This window comes from Gracilibacillus kekensis, from assembly GCF_900143085.1.
Taxonomy (GTDB): domain Bacteria; phylum Bacillota; class Bacilli; order Bacillales; family Amphibacillaceae; genus Gracilibacillus; species Gracilibacillus kekensis.
Map to the genome: position 1 here is coordinate 277,983 of NZ_FRCZ01000004.1, position 21,826 is coordinate 299,808.

General features: G+C 34.4%; 26 protein-coding genes, 1 pseudogene and 2 riboswitches. Of the genes and pseudogenes, 19 read left to right on the plus strand and 8 right to left on the minus strand.

What is annotated here, in order from left to right:
- Window positions 1–77: 77 nt before the first annotated feature.
- The gene (locus BUC25_RS11540) at window positions 78–773 is read left to right on the plus strand and encodes a CTP synthase C-terminal region-related (seleno)protein (RefSeq protein ID WP_170862688.1); all 696 of its coding nucleotides are present in this window, start codon (window positions 78–80) and stop codon (window positions 771–773) included.
- 215 nt (window positions 774–988) lie between these two features.
- Here the strand turns inward: BUC25_RS11540 and dapA are convergent, their stop codons facing one another.
- The gene (gene dapA, locus BUC25_RS11545; protein ID WP_073202026.1) at window positions 989–1,879 is read right to left on the minus strand and encodes a 4-hydroxy-tetrahydrodipicolinate synthase; all 891 of its coding nucleotides are present in this window, start codon (window positions 1,877–1,879) and stop codon (window positions 989–991) included.
- Window positions 1,880–2,017: 138 nt separating this feature from the next.
- A riboswitch (Lysine riboswitch) is annotated at window positions 2,018–2,200 on the minus strand.
- 160 nt (window positions 2,201–2,360) lie between these two features.
- Window positions 2,361–2,467, plus strand: a riboswitch (TPP riboswitch).
- Window positions 2,468–2,545: 78 nt separating this feature from the next.
- Between dapA and tenA the strand changes: the two genes are divergently transcribed.
- The 6 genes from tenA (at window position 2,546) to BUC25_RS11575 (ending at window position 7,265) form a co-directional block, all read left to right on the plus strand.
- Window positions 2,546–3,229 carry a thiaminase II gene (gene tenA / locus BUC25_RS11550; protein ID WP_073202027.1) on the plus strand — a complete coding sequence of 228 codons (684 nt, stop codon included), beginning with the start codon at window positions 2,546–2,548 and terminating at the stop codon, window positions 3,227–3,229.
- On the plus strand, window positions 3,230–3,820 hold the full coding sequence (locus tag BUC25_RS11555) for an ECF transporter S component (RefSeq protein WP_073202028.1): 591 nt from the start codon (window positions 3,230–3,232) through the stop codon (window positions 3,818–3,820).
- Between the two features lie 4 nt (window positions 3,821–3,824).
- A complete protein-coding gene (locus tag BUC25_RS11560; RefSeq protein WP_073202029.1) occupies window positions 3,825–5,270 on the plus strand; it encodes an ABC transporter ATP-binding protein in 1,446 nt (481 codons plus the stop codon).
- Window positions 5,260–6,054 carry an energy-coupling factor transporter transmembrane component T family protein gene (locus tag BUC25_RS11565; protein ID WP_073202030.1) on the plus strand — a complete coding sequence of 265 codons (795 nt, stop codon included), beginning with the start codon at window positions 5,260–5,262 and terminating at the stop codon, window positions 6,052–6,054. The genes BUC25_RS11560 and BUC25_RS11565 overlap by 11 nt, the downstream gene beginning before the upstream one ends.
- Window positions 6,055–6,147: 93 nt before the next feature.
- The gene (locus BUC25_RS11570) at window positions 6,148–6,879 is read left to right on the plus strand and encodes a YkgJ family cysteine cluster protein (protein WP_073202031.1); all 732 of its coding nucleotides are present in this window, start codon (window positions 6,148–6,150) and stop codon (window positions 6,877–6,879) included.
- Window positions 6,880–6,953: 74 nt separating this feature from the next.
- Window positions 6,954–7,265 carry a DUF2680 domain-containing protein gene (locus tag BUC25_RS11575; protein ID WP_073202032.1) on the plus strand — a complete coding sequence of 104 codons (312 nt, stop codon included), beginning with the start codon at window positions 6,954–6,956 and terminating at the stop codon, window positions 7,263–7,265.
- 34 nt (window positions 7,266–7,299) lie between these two features.
- Here the strand turns inward: BUC25_RS11575 and BUC25_RS11580 are convergent, their stop codons facing one another.
- Both BUC25_RS11580 and BUC25_RS11585 read right to left on the minus strand, forming a co-directional pair.
- Window positions 7,300–8,424 (minus strand): CAP domain-containing protein, encoded by a 1,125-nt coding sequence (locus BUC25_RS11580; protein WP_073202033.1) that lies wholly within the window; start codon window positions 8,422–8,424, stop codon window positions 7,300–7,302.
- Between the two features lie 91 nt (window positions 8,425–8,515).
- Window positions 8,516–8,860 (minus strand): YuzC family spore coat inner layer protein, encoded by a 345-nt coding sequence (locus BUC25_RS11585; RefSeq protein WP_073202034.1) that lies wholly within the window; start codon window positions 8,858–8,860, stop codon window positions 8,516–8,518.
- Between the two features lie 208 nt (window positions 8,861–9,068).
- Between BUC25_RS11585 and BUC25_RS11590 the strand changes: the two genes are divergently transcribed.
- The 8 genes and pseudogenes from BUC25_RS11590 to BUC25_RS11625 form a co-directional block, all read left to right on the plus strand.
- Entirely contained in the window at window positions 9,069–9,581 is a 513-nt protein-coding gene (locus tag BUC25_RS11590) for an RNA polymerase sigma factor (protein WP_280174058.1), read from the plus strand.
- Window positions 9,581–10,000: a hypothetical protein gene (locus BUC25_RS11595; protein ID WP_073202036.1), complete on the plus strand. Its 420-nt coding sequence runs from the start codon at window positions 9,581–9,583 to the stop codon at window positions 9,998–10,000. Before BUC25_RS11590 ends, BUC25_RS11595 begins: the two co-directional genes overlap by 1 nt.
- Window positions 10,000–11,070, plus strand: coding sequence for a hypothetical protein (locus BUC25_RS11600; RefSeq protein WP_073202037.1), 1,071 nt, complete (start codon window positions 10,000–10,002; stop codon window positions 11,068–11,070). The genes BUC25_RS11595 and BUC25_RS11600 overlap by 1 nt, the downstream gene beginning before the upstream one ends.
- Window position 11,071: 1 nt before the next feature.
- A complete protein-coding gene (locus tag BUC25_RS11605) occupies window positions 11,072–11,335 on the plus strand; it encodes a hypothetical protein (RefSeq protein ID WP_073202038.1) in 264 nt (87 codons plus the stop codon).
- 278 nt (window positions 11,336–11,613) lie between these two features.
- Window positions 11,614–12,006 carry a hypothetical protein gene (locus BUC25_RS11610; protein WP_073202039.1) on the plus strand — a complete coding sequence of 131 codons (393 nt, stop codon included), beginning with the start codon at window positions 11,614–11,616 and terminating at the stop codon, window positions 12,004–12,006.
- The gene (sdhB, locus tag BUC25_RS11615; RefSeq protein ID WP_073202040.1) at window positions 11,948–12,688 is read left to right on the plus strand and encodes a succinate dehydrogenase iron-sulfur subunit; all 741 of its coding nucleotides are present in this window, start codon (window positions 11,948–11,950) and stop codon (window positions 12,686–12,688) included. Before BUC25_RS11610 ends, sdhB begins: the two co-directional genes overlap by 59 nt.
- Before the next feature lie 64 nt (window positions 12,689–12,752).
- On the plus strand, window positions 12,753–13,118 hold the full coding sequence (locus tag BUC25_RS11620; protein ID WP_170862689.1) for a DUF1360 domain-containing protein: 366 nt from the start codon (window positions 12,753–12,755) through the stop codon (window positions 13,116–13,118).
- Between the two features lie 106 nt (window positions 13,119–13,224).
- Window positions 13,225–13,717 (plus strand): annotated as a pseudogene (locus BUC25_RS11625) (DUF4256 domain-containing protein); the annotation flags it as partial.
- Between the two features lie 82 nt (window positions 13,718–13,799).
- On the opposite strand, the gene BUC25_RS19705 reads toward BUC25_RS11625, so the two are convergent.
- Window positions 13,800–13,925 carry a hypothetical protein gene (locus BUC25_RS19705; RefSeq protein ID WP_280174057.1) on the minus strand — a complete coding sequence of 42 codons (126 nt, stop codon included), beginning with the start codon at window positions 13,923–13,925 and terminating at the stop codon, window positions 13,800–13,802.
- Window positions 13,926–14,230: 305 nt separating this feature from the next.
- Between BUC25_RS19705 and BUC25_RS11630 the strand changes: the two genes are divergently transcribed.
- From BUC25_RS11630 to BUC25_RS11645, 3 genes are all read left to right on the plus strand, one after another.
- Window positions 14,231–14,986 carry a hypothetical protein gene (locus tag BUC25_RS11630; protein WP_073202041.1) on the plus strand — a complete coding sequence of 252 codons (756 nt, stop codon included), beginning with the start codon at window positions 14,231–14,233 and terminating at the stop codon, window positions 14,984–14,986.
- A 1,444-nt stretch (window positions 14,987–16,430) separates the two neighbouring features.
- Window positions 16,431–17,360, plus strand: a complete 930-nt coding sequence (locus BUC25_RS11640; RefSeq protein WP_073202042.1) for a prenyltransferase — start codon at window positions 16,431–16,433, stop codon at window positions 17,358–17,360.
- 192 nt (window positions 17,361–17,552) lie between these two features.
- Window positions 17,553–17,774 carry a hypothetical protein gene (locus BUC25_RS11645; protein ID WP_073202043.1) on the plus strand — a complete coding sequence of 74 codons (222 nt, stop codon included), beginning with the start codon at window positions 17,553–17,555 and terminating at the stop codon, window positions 17,772–17,774.
- A gap of 160 nt (window positions 17,775–17,934) precedes the next feature.
- Here BUC25_RS11645 and BUC25_RS11650 read toward each other — a convergent pair whose 3' ends face one another.
- Together BUC25_RS11650 and BUC25_RS11655 are read right to left on the minus strand one after the other, a co-directional pair.
- Entirely contained in the window at window positions 17,935–19,434 is a 1,500-nt protein-coding gene (locus tag BUC25_RS11650; RefSeq protein WP_084543453.1) for an FAD-dependent oxidoreductase, read from the minus strand.
- Between the two features lie 105 nt (window positions 19,435–19,539).
- On the minus strand, window positions 19,540–20,511 hold the full coding sequence (locus BUC25_RS11655) for a P1 family peptidase (RefSeq protein ID WP_073202045.1): 972 nt from the start codon (window positions 20,509–20,511) through the stop codon (window positions 19,540–19,542).
- A gap of 64 nt (window positions 20,512–20,575) precedes the next feature.
- Between BUC25_RS11655 and BUC25_RS11660 the strand changes: the two genes are divergently transcribed.
- Window positions 20,576–20,857: an acylphosphatase gene (locus BUC25_RS11660; protein WP_073202046.1), complete on the plus strand. Its 282-nt coding sequence runs from the start codon at window positions 20,576–20,578 to the stop codon at window positions 20,855–20,857.
- Window positions 20,858–20,891: 34 nt separating this feature from the next.
- Here the strand turns inward: BUC25_RS11660 and BUC25_RS11665 are convergent, their stop codons facing one another.
- Together BUC25_RS11665 and BUC25_RS11670 are read right to left on the minus strand one after the other, a co-directional pair.
- The gene (locus tag BUC25_RS11665) at window positions 20,892–21,131 is read right to left on the minus strand and encodes a ferredoxin family protein (RefSeq protein ID WP_073202047.1); all 240 of its coding nucleotides are present in this window, start codon (window positions 21,129–21,131) and stop codon (window positions 20,892–20,894) included.
- A 109-nt stretch (window positions 21,132–21,240) separates the two neighbouring features.
- Complete coding sequence (locus tag BUC25_RS11670) at window positions 21,241–21,816, minus strand: histidine phosphatase family protein (protein WP_073202048.1); 576 nt, start codon at window positions 21,814–21,816, stop codon at window positions 21,241–21,243.
- Between the last annotated feature and the right edge of the window lie 10 nt (window positions 21,817–21,826).

Below are 21,826 nucleotides of genomic sequence, written 5' to 3' on the forward strand. Positions count from 1 at the left end.
TCTTAATATTAAAAACATTAATTTGACTAATATTATAAACTACTTTTATGATTAAAGAAAAGGATGGGGTGATATTAGTGAAATTTGGAATTATTGGTGATTTTAATCCTGATTTTATTCCGCATGTAACAACAAATGAAGCAATAGTACATTCTTGTCAACTGTTGAATGCAGAACTTCAAGGAGAATGGGTGCCTACCGAAATAGCTGAATCCGATTTTCAGGATATAACTAAGCAGTATAAAGGATTTTGGATTTCGCCTGGTAGCCCCTACAAAAGTATGAAAGGTGCATTAAAAATCATAGAATTTGCCAGAAAAAATAATGTACCTTTGTTTGGTACATGTGGAGGGTTTCAACATATTGTTATTGAATTTGCACGTAATGTATTAAATATAACTGATGCAGAACACGCTGAATATGACCCTTATGGATCAAAATTGGTAATAAATCATTTGGTGTGTTCTCTTGCTGGAAAATCTTTAGAAATTAATTTGACAGACAAACTATCTAAAACTCATCAAATTTACAATTCAAATAAAATTGTAGAACAATACTATTGTAATTTTGGCTTAAACCATGAATACAAGGGTGCATTAGATGAATCGGGCTTGTTAACTGTTGGTGAAGATGAAAACGGTGAAACAAGAATTTTAGAGTTAAAAAATCACAAATATTTTATTGGTACATTATTTGTACCACAAATAAAATCAACTGTTGAAAATCCCCACCCTTTAATTACTGAATTTATAAAACAAATTTTATCCTCTTAAGCTAACGAGCTGCGTTAGTGGAAGAAGGCGACAATTAAAAACATAGGAAAAGGAGCTTGGATAATCAAGCTCCTTTTTATTGTGTTATTTTCACTGTTAATTGATATGTCATTTTCATTAGTTCTTAACCATTTAAGGATCTATTTCCACGGTTTTTTATTGTTTTGTACTCCAAAACCGAACCCGTTATGATACTAATCTGCGTCTTTTTTATTCTATCCTACATTATATTTCTCATGAGTAAAATGTAATTCATGACGTAATAAGCTCATTTCCTGTTCATTTAATGCTACTAATGGTAACCGAACACTTCCGACATCGATTCCATTCATCGCTAATGCAGCTTTGACAGGTGAGGGACTTGGAGCCATAAAAAGAGCTTTCATAATAGGCAATAAGTACTGATGTAGTTTTTGAGCTCGAAGCATATCACCTTGTTGACAAGCAGCTACCATTTCATTTATTTCATTGCCAACAACATGGGACGATACTGATACAATTCCGTTTGCCCCAATTGCCACTGCAGGTAGTGTTAGATTATCATCACCTGAGTATAGAGAAAAATTATCGTCTGTCTCACGAATGATCGTAGCCATTGCATCTAAGTTTCCACTAGCTTCTTTAACAGATACGATATTTTCAATTTTAGATAAATCAATAATAGTTGCCGGTTCAATGTTCACGCTCGTTCTACCAGGAATATTATAGATCATCACTGGTAATGTTGTGGCTTCTGCAATTACTTTAAAATGTTGGTATAAACCTTCTTGTGACGGCTTATTATAATATGGTGCAACAAGCATAATCGCATCTACACCAATGAGCTCGGCTTTTTTGGTAAGTTCGATCGATTCTCTCGTATTGTTTGTCCCTGTACCAGCAATCACCGGAACTCTATTATTTACTATTTTTACGACAAATTTTAATAAAGATATTTTTTCTTCTTTTGATAAAGTTGGTGACTCACCGGTAGTTCCAGCCACAACTAATGCATCTGTTCCATTTTGTAATAAATGATGAATTAATCTTTCTGTTTTTCCGTAATCAATCTCTCCGTTCGAATCAAATGGAGTTACCATTGCTGTTAATACACGACCAAAATTCATGTTATATCCACCTCTATTCAAAGATTTAAAACAATTCGAAATTTTCGTTTGAATAGAGGGTATCTCATCACCATTGCAAACAAAAAGATGCAACAATGAGGGTCTCATTGCTGCATCTTGGATTCACATGGTATCGATGCGTGAGATAGCCCTCCATATAGTGTAGCACTATATGACAGCCCGACATTTTTTCAATGTAGGACCAGTGACAGAGAAGAATGTAATTCTAAATCACTTCGGCAAATTCCCCTTTCAATAATCATCACAGGCTACATCGTCCTCCGATTATTTACTAATGGTTTTTGCACCTCTATTCTCACTTCAATTAATATTGAAGTAAAATATTATGAAATTGTTTTACGTTATGTAGAATTGTAACAAATATTTTATTGCTACGCAAGAGGGTTTTAGATTAAATGAAATTCTTTCTTGACATACTGGAAAATTTTGATATGATGAATGGGAATAAAATAATAAAGCGAGAAACCACTAGGGGTGTCTTTTAAAGACTGAGATTAAAGTATTACTTTAAGACCCTTAGAACCTGATCTGGTTTATACCAGCGTAGGGAAGTGGCAAGAAGTGATACTTATATATAAGTATAGCCACTATCTTTACGTCTGCGTATGGATAGTGGTTTTTTGCGTTTTTAGGAGGAACTTTTTCATGAAATTTTCGACAGTAATTAGACAAGAAGCGGATCCAATTTGGCAAGCTAGCTTAACTCATCCATTTGTCCAAGGGATAGGTGATGGAACCTTGCCAATTGAAAATTTTAAGTATTATGTACTACAAGATTCGTATTATTTATCCCATTTTGCTCGTATTCAGTCTCTTGGTGCCGCAAAAGCAGAAACATTAGAAGTAACAAAAAGTATGGCAGCACATGCACAAGGAACATATGAAGCGGAACTAGCTTTACATCGAACCTTTACAGATATGCTTGGGATTACGGAAGAAGAGAAACGAAACTTTAAGCCGTCTCCAACCGCATATGCCTATACGTCACATATGTATCGTGCAGCATATCAAGGACACTTAGGAGACGTAATTGCAGCGATATTACCTTGTTATTGGGTTTATTATGAAGTGGGTGAACAATTAAAGCATTGTGAACCGGATCATCCAGTTTATCAAAAATGGATAGAAGCATATGGAGAAGATTGGTTTAGAATGCTTGTGGAAGAACAAATTAATCGATTAGATGATATAGCAGAACAAGTGAACGACAAAGATAAAGATAGAATGAAAGAACATTTCTTGTTAAGTAGCCACTATGAATTAATGTTTTGGGAAATGGCTTATCAACAAGAAGATTGGCATTCCCTCATAACAAAGGAGAGAAAATAAATGAGAAAAGGACTTACTAGAACTGATATTTTAGTAACCATCATGATTGCGTTGATATTTAGTGTGATTTATAAAATATGGGGTCCTTTATATAATGTACTCTCTGTATTTGGCTTACATATCGATCAATTAATTTACGGTATGTGGTTTATGGCAGCAACGGTTGCTTTTTTAATCATTCGAAAACCTGGTGTTGCATTACTTGCAGAACTTGCAGCCGCTCAAGGAGAATTCTTGTTTGGTGGTCAATGGGGTGTTTCCTTATTACTTTATGGTTTCGTACAGGGTATTGGTTGTGAAGTCGTTTTCGCTATTTTTAAATATAAAAGCTACCATTTGCTAACCGTATGTTTAGCAGCAGTTGGTGCGACCATTGGTTCGTTAGTGTTAGACATTTTCTATGGCTATATTGATCAACTTGCACTATGGAATTTAACCTTATTAATTGTGGCTCGTTTGATTGGTGCGATTTTGATTACAGGCGTATTTGCATTCTATATTGTCAAAGCTTTAGAAAAAACAGGCGTAACAAAATTAATCCGTCCATTGTCATCCAAGGACTATCAATCATTAGAAAAAGAAACAGGGTGAGTATATGTTAGAGATTGAGAAACTTCGAGTCATATTTCCGGATAGGAAAAACTTTATATTTAAAGATCTATCACTCTCGATTCCTTCTGGTCAGAAAGTTTTGATTGTCGGTCCTTCTGGGTCAGGGAAATCAACATTACTACAAATACTGGCAGGTCTTATACCGAGTGTGATAGAAGTTCCGTTAAAAGCGGACAGATTACAGGTAGATTCTAATTATGGCATGGTTTTTCAAGATCCTGATTCACAATTTTGTATGCCATATGTAGATGAAGAAATTGCTTTTGTTCTTGAAAATAGACAGGTTCCTTCTAGAGAGATGAAGGAAAAGATTCAGCGAATACTAGCACGTGTGGATTTACAGCTTGAGGATATCCATACGCCGATCAATCAATTATCTGGAGGAATGAAACAACGACTGGCTATCGCCTGTGCACTAGCATTGCAACCAGATGTATTATTTTTGGATGAACCTACTGCTTTATTAGATGCTGAAGGAACCAAACAGGTATGGGATACGATCAAATCAATTCAAGATGAACAAACCATCGTAATTATTGAACATAAAATCGAGTTTGTCAGCGATATCGTTGATCGTGTGATAATGTTGGATGATCAGGGGGAGTTGGTCGCAGATGGTTCACCAACTCGTGTGTTCCAAGATCATAAACAAATGTTTGATCAATTTGGTATTTGGCATCCATCATCATGGAGCGATTATCTTGTTTCTCGAACTCCACAACACAAAGGAAATGACCGAACAGCTCATACATTAATAGAATTAGATTCCGCTAGTGGTTACTATCATAAAAACAGAGAAATCTTAGTAGATAAAGCTGTCATAAACAAAGGTGATTGGATTGCGATAACAGGGCCTAATGGGTCTGGAAAAAGCACCTTAGTACAGATGATCATGCAATTAATCAATACAAAAGGTTCGATACATTACTTTTTTGCTGAACAAAACCTTCCTATTTATCAAAAAATAGCATTTGTTTTTCAAAATCCAGAATTGCAATTTGTAACAAATAGCGTCTATCAGGAATTGGCTTTTTCTCTAACATCGAAAGATACCGATAAAAAAGCGAAAATAAAAGAACATTTAAAGCGATATCGTTTGGAACAAGTAAATGATCATCATCCATATCAGTTATCGGTCGGACAAAAACGCAGACTTAGTGTGGCAACAGCGACGATTAAGGTAGATGATATCATAATTTTAGATGAACCAACCTTCGGACAAGATGCTATCAATACGTTTATGATGCTAGATTGTTTAGAAGAACTGAGACAAAAAGGTATTACCATAGTGATGGTCACACATGATCAGCAAATTGTCGATCATTTTGCTACTAAGGAATGGAAAATAGATCAAGGGCAATTAGTAGAGGAAAAGTACCATGATCTGTTTCAATCTGAAAAGGTAGGTGTAAGCAGTCATGCACTTTGAATTAAATTATCAACAAACCTGGCTACATCTGCTTCATCCGGTTCTGAAGTTTATCATAGTGCTTGTACTGTTTATTGCGATATTATTCATCCATAATCCTACTATTTTGTTATATTTGCTAATAGGTTTTGGAGTTTTATACATTGGTTGGACTGGTCATTCACTCAAATTGATTAGCTTATTGTCGATACCTTTTTTTATTATATTTGTGTCTTCCGCCACATCCATGATGTTCTTCGGGGAGGGTAATACAACATGGTATCAATTCGGATTGATTCATATCACAGAGGAAAGTTTCTACCGTGGTCTTCATTTAGGATTCAGAGGTATACTCTTTGGTTTATTGGGTTTACTTTTTGCATTAACAACTAGACCCGTTTTATTATTCTATTCCTCTATGCAAAGTCTTAAATTAAATCCAAAATATGCGTATGCATTTATGGCCGCTATCAACCTTTTACCGATTATGGTGAGTGAATTTCAAAACTTACGCAATGCTTTAAAGGTGAGGGGTGTTACGTACGATAGAGGGGTAAAAGGTTTCTATCAACGAATCCAACGTTTTTCCATTCCTTTACTGGCTCAAAGTATACGTAGAGCTCACCGAACGGCGATCGCCATGGAAGCCAAGCAATTTTCTAACGACAGAACGTATTATTATCAGGTGTCATATTCTCTTAAGGATCTTTATTTCATTACTTTGATAGTAACTATTATTGTGTTTTCTATTTGGTTAAGTACTATCTATCCAGTATTTCCGGTCGATAATGTTAGAATGGATTAAAAGCTGCCACTTAAGTGGTGGCTTTTTTGCTATAATAGAGAATACGTGAAAGCGGACGTGCAAATTCAATCATTAGAAATAGGGGATTTTAGAATGCGTTATATGGATTATCAGGAAGTGATCGATAAATGTCAGCAATTAAATGAGAAATACCAAATAGAAGAGGAAAAGTTTTATTCGGTAATTGAAAATTTAGCAAACACAGATTTGTCGACAGATCAAAAGTTAATTGCTAGTTATCAGCAACTATTACAAGTGGTTAGCAATGAAATCAAGGCAATCGAAAAAATGGTAGATTTACAGCCAACCTGTCAAATGGGATGTGCTTTTTGCTGTTATTTTCCAATTGTTATTAATGAGATGGAAGCAAAAATAATGAAAGCGTCTATGAAACAGTTTCCAGAAGAACGTCAACAAGCATTACAGAAACATTTTAATGACTACTATAAAACGTATAAAAGTGAGTTACAACAAGTTAATGCCGTTGATGAAGTGGATGATGATTTTAAATATAGCTATAAGAAAAAAATGTTACCTTGTGTCATGTTAGATACGAAGGAAAATAAGTGTTTAGCCTATGAAATAAGACCGATACCATGTAGAACGTATGTAAACTATATTACTCCTAAAGTTTGCGAAGTTAATCTGATGCCTAAAGAAACCATTAGTTATGAATTTTTTTATCAAGAATATATGGGAGCACTCAATGAATTTTTGCAATATCTATATGAAGAAGAGGATACTGGTATGGTGACCTATCCAGATGATTTATATCGTGAGGATCTACTGATAAATTGGATGAAGGATGTGCAACTCCATTCTTAAACATAAAATCACTCTCTTTTAGTGTATAGTGCTACAAATGCAGCACATATTAATCATAAAAGGAGAGTGATTTTATGCGTTCCAAAAAACTATTGGTAATAGGCATCACACTAATGTTGTCTGTTGGAGCAATTAATACCGTTTATGCTGAAAAAAGTGATGAGGTGACATTAACAGAGGCACAGGTAGAAGAAATGAAAATCTTACAACAACAAGCACTTGAAAACGAAATATCGATCATCTCTAAATATGTTGAATACGGTGTTTTCTCTAAAGAAAAAGGTGATAAAATTATCCAACACATCGAGGAAAGATATCAAACTTTAGAAGAAAACAATTTTATTCCGAAGTGGGATCGTAAGCATCACAAAAAGAGAGATAATTAATGATTAAAATAATGCTTACTTTTTCAAGTAAGCATTATTTTGTGAGATATGTTTCCGTGTAGAAAGGCTGGTCATCTTCATTAAATGCTACACCAACAGACATTAAACGAAATTCGCTTTTTAAGATATTTTCTCGATGCCCTTTTGAATTCATTAAACCTTGGTGGGCAAAAATACTGCTTGACTGTCCAGCTGCTAAATTCTCTCCAGCCATACGGAAAGTGATGTTGTCCTCTTCCAGTCGATCGAAAGGAGACTGGCCATCTAAATTGGTGTGAGAAAAATAATTCTGTACTGCCATGTCCTTACTATGATTTTCAGCAGTGTTGCGAGATTCTTCATGCCAATCTAGCAATGGTTGTTCAAACTTAGTTCGTGCCGCATTAGTTAAATCAAATAATTGATATTCCAAACCATCCGCTAAATCGCTGCTTGCTTTGGCAAAATAATCTTCTTTTTGATTTTCTAATTGTTTCGATATGATTTGAACTGCAGCTACGCTATTATTTTGATGAACATCATAGAAGATGGTCACATAATTTTCGTCGATTAAATAGGTATCCTGTTCGCTGTCATCATTAATTCGATATTTCACAAAACCTTTTTGAATAGAATCAAGTGGTTCATCTAATTGATTATTTACTTCATCCTTCGTACTTCCTAAACGAATATCGCTGGTTGAACGAATCAGATCCTGGTTAGTAAATAGACCAGCCACTTGATTGTCAGAGTTATAGGCAACCATTATAAAGTTTTGATACTGTTCATGGTAAGTATGCCATTCAACTCCATATTCATTTATAGAAGTACGCTTAGCTTCTCCAAGTAATTTTTCTACTTCATCTTTAGTATCCGTTATTTCTACATTATGAATAGAAAATCTTTGTTTATCAGGTTGATCTAATTTCGGGGTTTCGACTTGTGGAGGAGCGGATATCTCTTCTTGATCGTCCGTAATCATACTATATAAACGTTCGATTTGAAATCGAATATTGTTAACTGCACTTGTAACAACAGGGCTTTCTTTGACAGCTTGAAAATCACTTTGCATCTCCTGCCAGACATTATCAATTCCTGCTGTCTGATAATTATCACCATAACGAAACCAAATAAATCCCACAATTATTAATAGAAATAGTAGATTTCTTATTCTAGGCAATTCCTCACTCCTGACGTCATTTTACTATTACTACATTATAGCATGTTTAAGATAATTTATAAGTTTAACCGAAGAATTGTACCTGTTCAAGCTATTCGCCCCACTTTAAAAAGATCGTAAAGAAACAGCAGGGAGATTCATAAGCATTTGTATGCAATTTTAGCGATATTCCACTAGGAGTGTATGTGGAAGTAATAGAGGAGTCAACTCCAATTGATTCTAAGAGTCGATCAACTTCTTGTTGATTCCCATTTTGCGCAGCTGACATTACCTGATATGCGAATTCCTTGTTGGAAAATGTATTTAACATAATGAGACAATCATTTGCGATTTTTTGTGATTGTTGAATAGATTGTTCAAACATAGTTAAATCGATATCCGGATAGGATCTGTAATAAGTCGGATTATAAAAGGGCTGATATTTATGATAATACATGTAATCTCTCCTTTATTATCGATAGTGTATGTTCATGTTCTAGATGTGTGTTTATGAACCTCTCTTCACTATAGTGGCGAGTTTTATGGTGAACTTTAAAAAAATAACTGAAAATTTGTAGTAGTTTTTAATTTTATATCGTCTATAGAAGTGGGAATAAAATGAAAGGGGGGAGAGTGCTATTCACGATGAGCTGTTAATTAAAAAAATACAAGCAGGAAATAAGCAAGCATTAAGAATGCTTATCGAAAGATATAAACATCATGTATTTAAAGTAACTCTAAGTGTTGTACATAATGAAAAAGATGCAGAAGATCTTGCACAGGAAGCATTTATAAAGATGATCGATGCACTCTCCACCTATCAGTCACAAGGATTTAAAACATGGATAAGCCGAATCGCACTCCACAAAGCAATCGATTATAAAAGAAAAAAACAACGTCAAAAAGAAGAGCTTACCGCTTTTGATCAAGACTATCAATGGAGTACAGGAAACCATGTTGAGAAGGAAGTTTTGGAAAAGGAAAAAATAATGCGTGTTCGAGATTCACTCGAGCAAATTCCAGAAAAATTACGATTAGTTGTTCATTATTACTACTTAAAAGGATATAGTTATAAGCAAATTTCAGAAAAGCTAATGCTAGAAGAGTCTACTGTTAAAATGCGTTTATATCGAGCGAGAAATTGGATGAAGCAACATTGGAAGGAGGAGGATTTTTGATGAGTCATATTAAGGAGAGTTGCTTGAGGAAGTTTATTAGTAGAGATTTAGATGCTGATCATCAAGAAATCATAGAAAATCATTTATATGAATGTGAAGGTTGTATGGATACTTATTTTGCATTTTTAGAAAATCATTCACTATCTATTACTTTATCTGATGATTTTACTAATCAAGTAGTAGAAAAAGCTGAAAAGCAACATCCCAAAAGTAATCCTCGCCAATTAAGTCCAAAAAAAGTAATTGCTAATTACATTATAGCGGCCGGTTTGACTGTTGTATTAATGTTAACGGGAGTCTTTCAGGTGTTTATAGAGGTAACAAATGATCAACAGTTGGAAGGTAGACCATCCATAACTGAACAACTCATGCATCAAACAAATCAATTATTAGATCAAATTAAGGAGGTAGATAATTAATGAAATCACCAATATTAGCATTTTTCTTAGCGATCTTCCCTGGTTTCGGCCATTTATATCTAGGTTTTAAAGTTCGTGGTGTACTGTATCCATTTTTCTTTATTGGTGTGTTAGGCTTAGCCTTTATAACAGGAGTATTGGTATATAGCGATACTATATTTCTATTCTTTTTTGCAGTAGCAGCTTTAATCTGGATTGTAAATATGATTGACATTGTCCTCACATTGATAACAAGGTCCAATATAGATTCTAAACTTAAACAAGCAGATTCTAGTGAAGAAAAACTACAGCAAAATGAGCGTTTTTCAACCATTTTATTATCATTAATCCCTGGTGTTGGCCACTTTTATTTAGGTTTAACACATAGGGGATTAACGATTGTGACAGCATTCTTCGGTATTATAACGATGGTATTTTTTGTGAGTTTCATAACGAGTGCTGTATTTTTAATCTTCTTATTAGCACTCCCAATAATATGGGTCTATAGTATGTTTGACGCAATACAACTTTTAAATAAAAAGCAAATAGGAGATCCAGTAAAAGATAAAACGATCATGGATGATTTTGATGACTTTAGAGAAGAAGGTAAGAAAAGTAAAATGTTAGCTACCGCATTATCTATCTTTCCTGGGGCTGGACATATGTACTTAGGTTTGCAAAAACGTGGTCTGCAATTAATGGTGGCCTTTTTACTATCGATCTATATTTTGGATGTATTAAATCTATCTATTTTCTTGTTTTTAATTCCAATCATATGGTTTTTCAGTTTTTTTGATGCGCTCCAATTAGCAAACAAATTAGAATATGAAATTGTGGATGATGTACCTGTAATAAAATACTTAGTAAATCAGCAAAAATGGATCGGGATAGGTTTACTGGTATTAGGTTTCTTTTACTTATTTGATGCCGTTCTATTACCAACTATGGCAGATACGATTAGAGAGCTGTTTAACGTGGATATTTGGCATTATTACCACCAATATTTCCAAGTAACTATTGTTGCTTTATTATTAATTGGTGGTGGTTTCAAATTGATTATTGGTTCAAAAAAACCAAGAAGGAGGATGTAGAATGAGACAATGGCGGGTAGGATCGATATCAATGGGAATGACATTAATAGGCTTAGGAATTATTTTATTATTGTCTCAATTCAATACTAGTTGGGATATCGTGATGCTATTCCAATTGTGGCTTTCGAGTTTAATTATAATATTAGGTGCTGAAATCATGATCTATTTAATTTTTTCAAAGAAAGAACAACCAATTGTCAAATATGATTTTTTTTCAATACTGATTATCCTTTTTATTGGATTTGGTTCTATTGGAGCCTATTAGCATTCATTAAAATTTGGAAATATGTATCATTTAAAAGAGATTTCTTCCCAATAGATCAAGCTTTTCTATAGATTTTTTTAATCGTATACTGCAAAGGTATTACTTACGGTTACAAAATGGACAAATAGCATAAGTATTCCCTCAAACCTAAAACGACGAGTAGTATCTTCATTTTAGGTTTTTTATTTTTATAGCTGTTTTTTCCGTCTTACTTCTTAAAAGATGAATAATATGGAATTATTTGTCTCACACTATGAAGAAGCAAAGGAGGGCGGACCATGCATATTCAACCTTTAGATATCCCATTCAAACCTCATGAAAAGTTTACTAAGCAGAATAGGGTTCGTTTTAAAAGAGATTGTGATCAACAACATTATACTTATTGGGAATTTTACGCTGAGAGCTTATCCGTATACACATTATATAATCTGATCCAAGTGTTTGGTGATTGGAAGGAAGAAAAAACAGAACAGAAAGTATTTGGCGTTTTAAACATCAGACTGTCAGATCAGGAGATGGAGAAAGCAAGATCAGGCCAACTTTCTGCTTCCGAGATAATTTCGTTAAACTGGGATGATTGGTTTATATATAAGGTCAATAAGGAGAGACACAATGGAAAACTTACAAGTTACCGTTCAAAGACAAGACAATCCAGAATCAAATCCGTATGAGGAAGAGTTTGTTGTACCATATCGACCTAATATGAATATCATTTCTGTATTAATGATGATTAGAAGAAATCCGGTTAATAAACAAGGTAAACACACGGCTCCTGTACAATGGGATATGAACTGTTTAGAGGAAGTGTGTGGAGCATGCTCTATGATCATTAACGATAGACCAAGACAAGCATGTTCTACGTTAGTTGATCGATTAGAGCAGCCAATTCGGTTGAAACCGATGGAAACTTTTCTAGTGATTCGCGATTTAGTGATAGAAAGGCAGAGAATGTTTGACGCCTTAAAACGCGTAAAAGCATGGATTCCAATAGATGGTACATATGATATCGGTTCTGGTCCACGAATGGCTGAGACAAAACGTCAATGGGGTTATGAATTATCGAAATGCTTTACTTGTGGTGTATGTTTAGAAGCTTGTCCGAATGTGAATGATAGCTCTGACTTTTTAGGCCCATTTGTGTTTGCACAAATCGACTTGAAAAATATTCATCCAACCGGAGAAATGCAGAAAGGTGAGCGTGTAAAATCTTTTATGGGAGACGGAGGACTAGGATCATGTGGTAATTCGCAAAATTGTGTACAAGTTTGTCCTAAAGGAATTCCGTTAACTACTTCAATCGCAAAAATAAATCGTGAAGCTACTAAGCAGGCCTTTAAAGAGTTTTTCGGTTAATAATTTACAGTAATATTATTATGTAAACTATTTACTAATGAACGTTTGAAAGGATAGATAATAGTTGCAAAACATGGATTGGCTAACTTATTTAATTATTATATTAGCAAGCTATCGCTTTACACACTTGATTGTATTTGACAAAATAACAGAATTTATCAGAAAACCATTTTTAAAAAAAGAGAAAACAAAAGATGGTAGTGGATTGGAGCATACAAAAAACGTTCCAACATCTAAATTCGGCTATCTTCTTAATTGTTATTGGTGTGCTGGAGTTTGGAGTGCAATTATTATAACTATTGCTTTTATGATGATTCCAGATTTAGCATGGCCAGTAATTTTTATATTATCTATTGCAGGAGCACAAGCTATTTTAGAAACCTTTGTAGGTGTCGGGACCAAGGTTACGAAATGGTTTAGTGATCATTGATAGTATTGTACAATTATTTAATAATAGAAGGCACTTGAGATAATAAAGGTGATTCGTTCTTCTTCATGTTATAATAAAGCATTAGCATTGAAAGATCGGTTTTTAAAAAAACACGCACCGCCCTAAAGATGTTGAATGGGCCAAAGTTCAAGCAAAACTGGAAGCCAATCCGGACAAGAAATGGGCACTTAGTGAAATGGAAAGAACTGGCGGTGAACCAGATGTTGTTGGTTATGATAAGAAGAATGATGAGTTCATTTTTTATGATTGTGCAGAGGGAAGTCCTAAGGGCCGTAGAAGTGTTTGTTACGATCGTGAAGCTCTAGAATCAAGGAAAAAACACAAACCAGAAAATAGCGCTATTGATATGGCAGATGACATGGGAATTGAACTTTTAACGGAAGAACAATACCGTGAGCCACAGAAATTTGATAGCTTTGATAGAAAAACATCGAGCTGGGTAAAAACGCCTGGTAATATTAGAGAACTAGGCGCTGCCATCTTTTGTGATCGTCGCTATGACACGGTTTTTATGTACCACAATGGAGCAGAATCCTTATTATGCTTCAAGAGGTTTACACGGCTCTCTAAGGGTCTAAAATTTACGCAGAGAACTAATCTCGAATTTGAGTATAAACACAAAAAAATCAATTTAAAGAGCCTTATATATTTAGGAACCATTCAGTTATTTACATAGTGCCTGTCCGACTCATGCTTATTTTCATCTGAATGGTGTATTAAGCTCGCTTCCAGTTGACGTGCAATAATCGCCATTCGTAAAGCACATAACTGTAGCTCTATTTTCATATTTACCCCTATCTTCCACCCAACAATTATCCTCGAAAGCAACTACATGATAATTAAATATAGAATAGTAAAAGCACTCTTTTAATGTTTTTATCCACATCACCACCTTTTCGGGTGTGTTATGAATAAAAAAGCCTACATACACAATAAAGGAATCGTTTTGTAGGCAAATAACGGGTGAAGTATTCGAAGCAAGTTAATGTTTTTCTTATAGCGAATTATTCTCAATCGAAATTCTTGTTTAAAAATGATATAATATGAAATTAATATTATGAGATTTTAAAAAAACGAGGAGGATTTATATAATGACTTCAATTGGAACCTTATCCTCTTTTAGTGACGCAAAAAAAATATTAGAAGCTATTGGAGAAAATATTATCGTTGCTGATGTGAATTATAATATAGTTTGGATTAATCCTAAAGCAGTTAACTTGTTAACAAAGGTTATTTCATTTTTTGATGTTGAAAAGGTAGAAGACATAATAGGAATTAATATGAGTCACTTCCACCGAAATCCAGATTATCAAAAAAAAATTATGGACAACTTACTTGATACTCATTCCTCAAGAATAAATATAAAAAATGAATATGTCGCTGATATAATTATTAACCCAATTAAAAGTGATAAAACCATTGTTGGTTATGTTGTTATGTTAATGGACGTGACTACTGTTGTAGAAGAAGAGCAAAGAAAGGAAGAAATCATTCAAGAACTATCAGCTCCTATTCTACATGTATGGGATAATACTCTAGCTATCCCTATATTAGGAATTGTAGATAAAAGCCGTTTTAAAATTATATTAAAGAAATTAATAAAACAGTGTGAACAAGAAGATACTGAATATGTAATCATTGATTTTAGTGGGATAAAGAAATGGAATAAAGAACTACCCAATAAAATTAATGAAATGAGCAGCTGTTTATCTCTTATGGGGATTGAAGCTTTTATGGTGGGGGTTAAACCTGAATTAGCTCAAAGTCTAGCAATTGAAAAAGGTTTGTATAACGTCCCTAAATTCGGAACATCTAAGGAAGCGATTAAACATATTATTTCACAATAATAATATTAGAGTAAAAAAAGAGTGAGGAAATTTTCCTTAGGGTAGTCAACTGTTGTAGCATTTTTGTATGGAATAAAGGGCTAGAGTTAGACGAGAACTTATTTATTGGCTTCAAAAAAATTATAATTTCTGTTGTTATTGTAACCTTACAAAAGTATAAGTCTTTGAAAAGAAGGGCAGAGATTTCTGTCCTCTTTTGCTTTTGGATGGGAATATAGAAGTAGATAGTTGTCATACCTAATATAACAGTAGACACTATTACAAAAAAATATGTAGGGAGAACGAAGTGTGGGTTAATCTTTTTCACTGGCCAATTATTTGCTTTTTGAACGCATTAAATATTCCGTAAAATCAAATTGAATCCATTTTTTACGTAAGCCCGTCATATTGAATCGGAAATGCATCTCCTCCCAATATTCAGAATGGCATTGACCAATCTGAAGAAGAGTTGAAGGCAGCGGGTCTAATACTTCGCTTTTGTTAGTCAATGTGACCTTTGGTACCGAGGATATGAAAGTAGTGGGCATTAAAGAAGGTGGAACTGAAGTCTTGCTAAAGAAGGATGGGGATTTCCAATTCTAAATCGTCTACAACTTAAAAACAGAGAAAACTGATTTCTGGTGGATTATACTTAGTGCTAGTTATAGTGAAAACATACTGTGAAGCATTACTGTAACAAATGAAGATTATGGGTTATGTTTGTGAAAGAATGTACTTAAACAAACGGGGGCAAGAGTTGAACCAAGACTATCATTAACATGATGGTCTTTTCTTTTTGTGGATGATTCGAGGGAATGTTATGTTAAAATTAAATTACACAGATATTGAGCTAACTAGCAGTAAATTGAAGAAAGAAGTGATTGGGTGTTTGTAGAATAATATTTAAGACCTAAAATTATAAAGTGGGTGAGGGTATGAAATACATATTTAAAAATCGTCTTCAGAAAGTGGACTTCGACATTTGGGAGATTACTAAGGACGATTATGAAGAGAAAATAAAGCCCTCAAACGATTTAAAGTAGTCACTAACGGGGGGCTTATTTGGAATAAGGGAGTTGTATTCATGATTGAACCTAATATGAAAGAAGTCATCAAAGTCATCGCAAAGCTAGAAAAGGTGATTTCAGGAGATTTAGGATGGAAACGAAGATAGTCCAGATGTAAAGAAAACGGTTGGCGTAAATACTGGAACGGATACTGGTACAACGACTCGTGCTGAACGTATGCTGAAACCTGGTTAAATTACGAATAGGATGGGGAAAGCCGTATTTGGAGCTGCTGGTTCTATTGCTGGTTCATAAATGGGTCCAGGTGCTGCGATATGTATTCTTCATGACCTGGTACTGGTTGATATATTAAAATTTGTTCAAAATATCGTCTTAGCGTATATTTTCGTTAAAATGTTGTCTGTACCCCATAATTAAAAATAAAAAGGATGTTTGCTATGATTCCAGTTCAATCAGCATTTAGTCTAAAAGGATTTGCTATGTTATTACGTCTAGTTGCCGTTGTATTCTCCAGTGTAGCAACGATTTTATCTATGCTCCTGCCACTGATTTTCTATTATCAAGTTTCGTGGTTAACCTTATTGGGAACCACCTCTGTGCTTTTGGTAGGTGCTATTTTGATTCATGGTGTATTAACGCATGTGTTAAATGATATAGCGGACCATCAATCGGGAACAGATCAATATAGTCCAGGCATACTTTCTGGTGGAAGTAGAGTGATCCAAACGAATGCAATGACGGTAACCATGCTAAAGCAGCTTGGCACATTGATGAGTGTTTTCTTAATTTTCATGGCATTTCTCTTTACTGTATTCGGTTATCTAGAATTCGCCATTTTAACCTTAGTTGGTATATGGGGTGCAGTGTCGTATTCTTTGAAGCCATTTCAATTTGCTTATATTCCTTTTATAGGAGAATGGTTCAGCTTATTTCCTACCATGCTAGCGATAGCCATTGCCTTGCCATGGATAATGCTAGAATCTATACCAGCTTGGGCATGGCAAAATGCGCTCGTTAATGCCGTTTGGTGCATGGCATGGGTCATGTTTCATCATATTCCTGACAGACATGCAGACCAAAAAGCAAAACCAATGAAACGAACGTCTGTCGTATGGGCAGTAGAACGTATGGGAACTAAAGGAGCCAAATTTCCTGTTTTACTTTACTTTATGATTGTAGGATTGCTATTCATCTGGATTGCTTGTACGCGTCCGGTTGCCGCAATAGGTGTTGGTATTATCTTAGTTTATGCAATCTGGATTGTTTTAAGAGTAAATGGAGAGAATGTAGAGGAATTAACAGCAGTTGAGAAGCGGCTGCTTTGCCTCGCTCTTGCTATCGCAATATGGTTAGGTATTTTTTTATAATAAAGTGAGACTTCCATCGGTGGGGGTTTAGGCCTGTTAAGTAAGTGATTAAAGGAGTAAGGTAGATGAATCAAAGGCAGTGGAAGAAGTGATTCCAGTTACTCTTGATTGTTTATTATTCTCATGATATATATCCGACCTAATCTCTCTATTCATAGGACCATTAACATAATACTAGAACAAATCCGCATAATGTTAATTATTGATTTAAGTTATTTAGAAGAACAATTTAAAAACAATGATATTGCTTCAGTGAATAGTAAGGAATTGAATGTATTCTGGTATTATTTAAGGCGGGATCAACGTAAAATCAATCAGCTCCGTACACTTATTGATGCAATTGACGAGTACCTAGTACTTATGAAAGTAGAAAAAAAATTGTTCCGATCATACATTTATTATCGAATCAAATAGGTTATAGGGTCATCCACCATAATTATTAGATTCGTACGGCTCGTTATTATTTTGTTCAGTTTTATTTCTAGTTTACATAATATATATTATCGGAAGTTAAATATAGAATTGGTCTCAACATCTCAAATTCAAAGTATACTTGAGATATTGAGACAATTTATTATTTATAGTCAACTTGTTTTAAATCTTTGGTTGCTGGACCTTCGATTACTTTACCATCAAATGAAAATCTCGAACCGTGACATGGACAATCCCAACTTAGTTCAACTTGATTCCAATTACATTCACAGCCTAAATGTGTACATGTTGTATCGACGGCATAAATTTGATTATTATTATCTTTGTATAAGCCAACTGTTTGTCCATCTATTTTTGTTTTTGTTGCTTGTTTCCGTTCTATTTGTTCTGTTGGCTTTTTCATCACTTTTCCTTTAATAAATTCTTTCGCTACATTCGTATTATTACTGACAAACTTTTTTAAGTCAGGATCTGCATGGAATCTTTGTGGCTTATATAATTCCTGATACGGATTGTCTTTATTTGTAACTAAATCTGTTAATGTTTGTGCGGCAACCGCACTGTTCGTCATACCCCATTTTCGATATCCAGTCGCTACAAAAATATTTGGATGTTTCTTATTTAAAATTCCTATATAAGGAACTTTATCTAAAGTTGTAAAATCCTGTGCAGACCATTGATATTTCCATTCCTTAACAGGTAGATATTTGTAAGCGTATTTCTCTAAGTCACTATATGGATCATGGTTTTCTTTATTATATTGCCCTGTTTTGTGTGATTCTCCACCCAATAACCATATGTTTTCTTCGTTATGCTTTACATATCGCAAGGAATGCTTTGGTTGGTCTATGTCTAAGTACATTCCACCCGGATAATTATCTTCTGAAGTAAATCCTAAACAATACGATCTTGAAGGATACATTCTTGTACTATAAAATGCCTGACCTTCGTAGAACGGAAATTGAGTAGCAACGATCACTTTTTCTGATATAATGTTATATTCTCGAGCAGTTCTGACAATCGTTTGTTCTTGTACATCAATATCAACTGCAGTGGTATTTTCGTAAATTTCCACTCCATTTCTCATCAGTTTCTTGATGATCACTTCTAAAAATGCTAATGGATGAAATTGTGCTTGTTTATTCATTACCAATGCCTGTTTTACTGGGATTGGGAAAGGAATATTATCTTTCAATTGACCACTTATTTTTAATTTTTGATATGCTTCTGCTTCTTGTAATAACTTCTTTTTGTTTTTATCATCATTGGTATATAATATCGCCTGCTGTTCTTCGAAATTGCAATGTATTTCATTTTCCTCAATTAACTTTTGAATAAGGGTTATGGCATCCAACTGACTTTGGTAGTAATGTTGAGCATTTTCTAACCCCATGTGCTCGATTAATTCATGATAAATCAATCCATGTTGCGCCGTAACTTTAGCAGTAGTATGTCCCGTAGTACTTAGCGCCAGCCGATCTCTCTCTATTAATATAACTTTTACACCCCTTTCACTTAAAAGATAAGCAGTAAGGATGCCGGTCATACCTCCTCCAACGATGGTTATTTCTGTTGATAAACTTTTATTTAAAGCTGAAAATGGAGTAAGGTTATAAGTATCTTGCCAGATTGTTTTATGCATCGTCATACCCTTCCTTTTAGATAAGATTATAAAGTCTCCTTTTATAATAGCTTTACCCAAGAAGGTTGAATATATGAACTATTTGCAGTGTTTATCTGCTCATCATTAAAAAATATCATTATAACTGGGAATTCCTGCAACTGATGTTGCTTTTTTTACACCATCAATAATTGCTTCCTGTATTACTTTTGTTGCTATTATTGCTATTGCGTTTGGATCTGCTTCTACCTTACCGGAAGCCATCATAAATAAGGTATCCCCATCTATTAAAGTGTGAGAAGGGGTTATTGTTTTTGCAATTCCATCTTGAGCAATACTAGCTATCTTATTAGTTTGTGCTTTTGTTAGGTTAGCATTAGTCATAATAGTACCGATTGTAGTGTTTCCCGAATAGCGATCTTGAGCTAATAATTTCTTTTCCGCCTGTGAAATTAAAGTTTCCTCTGATGATAAAAATTGTCGTTTTGTTTTATCATATAATCCAGCTATCGTCTGATTTGTGATAGGATCCACAATATCACCGATCGCATTTACAGCAACTACTGCTGCGACCTGTAATGAACCCAACTGATATGCTGCAAATCCAATACCAGATTTCATACTATAATCATTTCCCAAAGCTTTTCCAACGGTCGCGCCACATCCAGCTCCAACATTTCCGAATACACTTGTATTTTCATAAGCATTTACACATGCTTGATATCCCATCATTTTGTCTGGTCTTATTGATGGAGAACCAACTCCAAGATCAAAAAGTATCGCACCTGGTACTATTGGAACTTTTGCAAATACAACATCAAATCCTATATCTCTTTCCTCTAAAAAGTACATAACACCACTGCCTGCATCTAACCCAAAGGCACTGCCACCTGATAGAAATGTGGCATGTGCTTTCTCTACGGTATTCTCTGATGCTAATAGATCCGTTTCTCTTGTGCCAGGTGCACCACCTTTCACATCAACTCCAGTTGTAGCACCCTCTTCACAAATAATAACTGTGCAGCCAGTTAGAGCATCGGTATCTTGTTGATGGCCAATTCTAAAGTCTTGTAATTCATCTACAAATAGTTTTTTCAAAATAATACTCCTTTCTAAGCTTTGAAATTCAATGGAAAGAATGATAGTATTTTCCTAAGAGGTGATGTTAGTGAGACGTATACATCTAGTTGTGTCAGGTAGAGTTCAGGGTGTAGGTTTTCGGGCTTATACGCAACAAGCAGCTATTGAAAACGATATTGTTGGATGGGTAAGAAATCTCGCTGATGGCGCAGTTGAGGTTGAAGCAGTAGGTGAAGATAAACAAGTAGATCAATTTATAAAAAAAGTGAAGAAAGGTCCTTCATTTTTTGCTAAGGTCAAAAATATAGAAGTAACTGAGTGTGAAACAGTTCATAATTATCAAAAATTCGAAATTGTGTATTAAAAAACCGCTAACTCATAGCGGTTTTTTTTATATCTTATTTTTCCTCGAAAAATTTGCGGTTTAATGAAATATATTCATTTTCATTATCCGGAACTTCATCTTCCATGTAGATTGCTTCTACAGGACATACAGCTTCACATGCCCCACAATCAATACAAATATCCGGATCGATATAAAACATATCTTTCCCTTCCTCTATACAATCTACAGGACATACTTCTACGCATTCTCCTGCTTTTTCTTCTTTACAAGGCGATGTTATTACAAATGCCAAGACGATCCCCTCCTTTAACGATTCATCGTTATGTATCTCTATACATAGTTATTCTATCATAATTTCGAAAGTTCGAATACCATTATAGCTCATTTCCTAGAGATTGCAATCAATATTTAAAATCATTTGTTTGATTTTCTTCCCAAATACGCTCTGTTATATATTCTCCGCCAATTCGTTGGATAAGAAACACATCAGGATTAGTAAGGGTCTTCCACTCTTGAAATCCAAAATCAATATTAAATCTTTGCAACATTAAAGCAAGTAGATTACCATGTGTTACGATTATAATGTTCTCATTTTCTACATCTTCCATACATTCTTTTAATAATGCCTCTGATCGACTATAGGCATCACTCGAAGATTCTCCCCCAGGTAATTTAAAATGGAAATTTTGAAAAGACTCTTCTAAAATATCGATCCAGTCATCGATTGGTTGTTCGCTTAATAAGCGTTCCTTGAGACGTTCATCTATTTCTATAGATATATTTTGACGAGTGGCAAATGGTTTTATACTCTCTTGCGCACGTAAATACGGACTAGTAATAATACGGTGTATTGGAAAACTAAGTTGTTCTAATTTTCTTGCTAATTCATAAGCCTGCTGATTTCCTTTTTTTGTTAAAGGTGAATCACTGTGCTGACCTATGGCATGGCAATGACGGATCATAAGAATTCTTTTCATTTTATCAGCT